Origin of the sequence: uncultured Thiodictyon sp., from assembly GCF_903828115.1 — a bacterium.
Lineage (GTDB): Bacteria > Pseudomonadota > Gammaproteobacteria > Chromatiales > Chromatiaceae > Thiodictyon.
In genome coordinates this window covers 1-2,611 of the sequence record NZ_CAIKKU010000412.1, presented here as the reverse complement: position 1 = coordinate 2,611, position 2,611 = coordinate 1, and the positions used below count along the sequence as shown (strand labels likewise).

General features: G+C 64.1%; 2 protein-coding genes. Both read right to left on the bottom strand.

Annotated elements, in window-relative coordinates; all coding sequences use genetic code 11:
- The coding region (locus QZY48_RS15300; protein WP_295432301.1) for a PAS domain-containing protein at positions 1 to 1,755 on the bottom strand (1,755 nt) is incomplete at its 3' end.
- A gap of 162 nt (positions 1,756 to 1,917) precedes the next feature.
- Positions 1,918 to 2,611 (bottom strand): Hpt domain-containing protein (locus QZY48_RS15295; protein ID WP_295432298.1); only part of this gene is annotated, 694 nt, incomplete at its 5' end.

The window sequence follows — 2,611 nt, the reverse complement described above, 5'->3', positions numbered from 1 at the left end:
CTGAGCGCCGGCCCGGGCCACGGGCGACACGGAGACGACAACTTCGCCCTGGGCCGTGAACTTGACGGCGTTGTTGACCAGATTGAGAAGAATCTGCCCCAGTCGGAGGGGGTCCCCCAGCAGGCGGCGCGGCGTGGCCGGGTCCAGGTGGAAGCCGAATTTGAGCCCCTTTTCCTCGGCCTTCAGGCTGGTCATGGTGGCGATGCGGTCCAGAACCTCGTCCAGGCTGAAGGGGATTTGTTCCAGCTCCAGCCGGTCCGCCTCGATCTTGGACAGGTCGAGGATGTCGTTGATGAGCCCCAGCAGGGCCTGGCCCGAACTCTGGATCTTGTGGAGATAATCCTGCTGTTTCGGCGTCAGGTCGGTTTCGAGAGCCAGGTGAGTCAGGCCGATGACCGCGTTCATGGGGGTGCGGATCTCATGGCTCATGTTGGCGAGAAATTGGCTCTTGGCGCGGTTGGCCGCCTGCGCCGCGTCCCTGGACCGGGCCAACTCTTCTTCGGCCCGTTTGCGCTCGGTGATATCCGTGATCGAGCCGGACATCCGCAGCGGCTGTCCCGCTTCGTCCCACTCCGCCTGACCCCGCGATCTAAACCATTTGTAATCCCCTTGTTTTGTGCGCAGGCGTAGTTCGATGTTGAAGGGCTCCCGCCGCACCAGGTGGGCTTGTTGCGCGGCATTCACCTGCGGCAGGTCATCGGGGTGCACAATGGCTTCAAAACCGTCCGCGGTGTTGGGAAGTTCATCGGCGTCGTAACCGAGCAGTTCCCGATAACGGGGGGAGTGGAAATCCTGACCGGTGAGGATATTCCAGTGCCAGATGCCATCGGTTGTCCCTTTTATGGCCAACTCGTAACGCCCGAGGCTCTCCCGCAGCGCCTGCTCCGCCCTGGTATAACGAACCACCGCCTCCTGTTGTGCCTGCGCCAGGTGTCTGAGCCGTTGCCGGGTCTCCGCCAACCAGCCGATCACGCTATTGTCAGCGCCGGGCGGGACCTGGGGGGCCGCGGAGAAATCGCCGTGCCCCAGCTTGACGATCTGGGCGCGCACCTCCCCGGCCGCACCGCCCAGCGTCTCCCGCAAGGTCGCCCAGGTCCGCCAGAGCATGACGAACAGAATCAGCCCGACAACAATGAAGATGCCGCGCAACAGCGTGGCATTGTGCGCGGCCGCATGGACCGCGGCGAGGGTCCGCCGGTTCATCAGCACATTGAATTCATAGAGGGGCTGCATGATGTCGGCCTTGGCCTGATGATAGGCGTCGTCATGCAGCAGCCGCCGCGCCCGGGTCAGCGCCGCCTCCCGGTCAGGACCGACCGTCTCGGCAAGTCGCATCGCCGTGAATTCGGTGGCAGTCAAGTGGTCGGAGTGCGCCTTGGCTTGCGCCAACTGGCGAAACTCAGCGTCCCCGAAGCCCGCCTGACGCATCAATTCGAGGAGCGCCATGGCCTGCCCGTTGGCGGGGGGCGGGGGGAGTCGACCGGCCACGACCAGGTCCCAATAGATATTCTGGTAGTGCTCCGGCCGCGGTCGCTTGCCGTCACGGATGTCCAGGATGTCCTGATAGGACTGTTTGTAGACCGGATCGCCGGTCATAATGTAGGTTCGGACCATCCGCGTCAGATCATCGGAGGATTGGCGCAATTCATCCGCCAGCGCCATGACGGCCTGGCGCTGTTCGTTGGCGCGATCGATCGCCTTCTCCGTACGGACGTACATCCCGAAGACCAGAATGAGAGCGGCCAACAGGAACACGGTGAATGTCCGTCGGTTGATCAAGCGGGATACAATACGCTTGCGCGTCATGAGAGGTCGCTCCGTCGCAGCACCGGTGAACACGCCACCCGGTCATCGTCATTGGCCCACGGCGCTCAGCATGATATGCTTGACAACCTGGGTCTTGGTTGGTGAACGTGTCTAGAGGGTACGGCCTTCAGTGCCTGTTTTACCTTTCTGAACCCCCAGAAACTCCGCTACCTCCGCCAGCGTTGTTCCCGCCGCAGCAAAATCCAGCCGGTCAAGCTGCTGCTCCAGGCGCGCCATCGCGTCCGCCCACTCACCGGCTCCCAGGCACTCCCGGAATTCGGCGAAGCAGGCTTCGGCCTTCATGTCCTGCCGGCGCAGCAATTGCGCCAGATCCGAGAGTTGACGTTCCAACCGCGGGTGATCCAAGGGGCCGACGTCGACCGCGAGCGGCGACGTGGGCGGCAACCGTTCCAGTCCGGCCAGCACCGGCGCGAGGGCCGCGGCCAGCGTCTCCAGGCAGCGTTCGATCGCGCGGTTCTCCTCCCGCTTCAGCGCCTGTTCCAGAGCTTCGGCGGCGGCGGCGACGTTGCTCATCGACAGATTACTCGCCACTCCGCGCAGGGTGTGGACCGTCTGACGGGCTTGCTGAAGGTCGCCTGTCGACAGGGCGAGGTGTATGGATTCATGCGCTCCTGACCACTGCTGACCAAAGTGCCGCAGCATTTTCAGGAGCAGTTCCCGGTTGCCCGAGAGCCGACGCAGGGCCGCCGGCAGGTCCACCCCGGGCAGCGCAGCGGGGAAATCAGGGACCGAAAGGGTCTCGTTCGGAGGCTCCTGCGCATCGCCGCGGGTGGGAAGCCAGCGG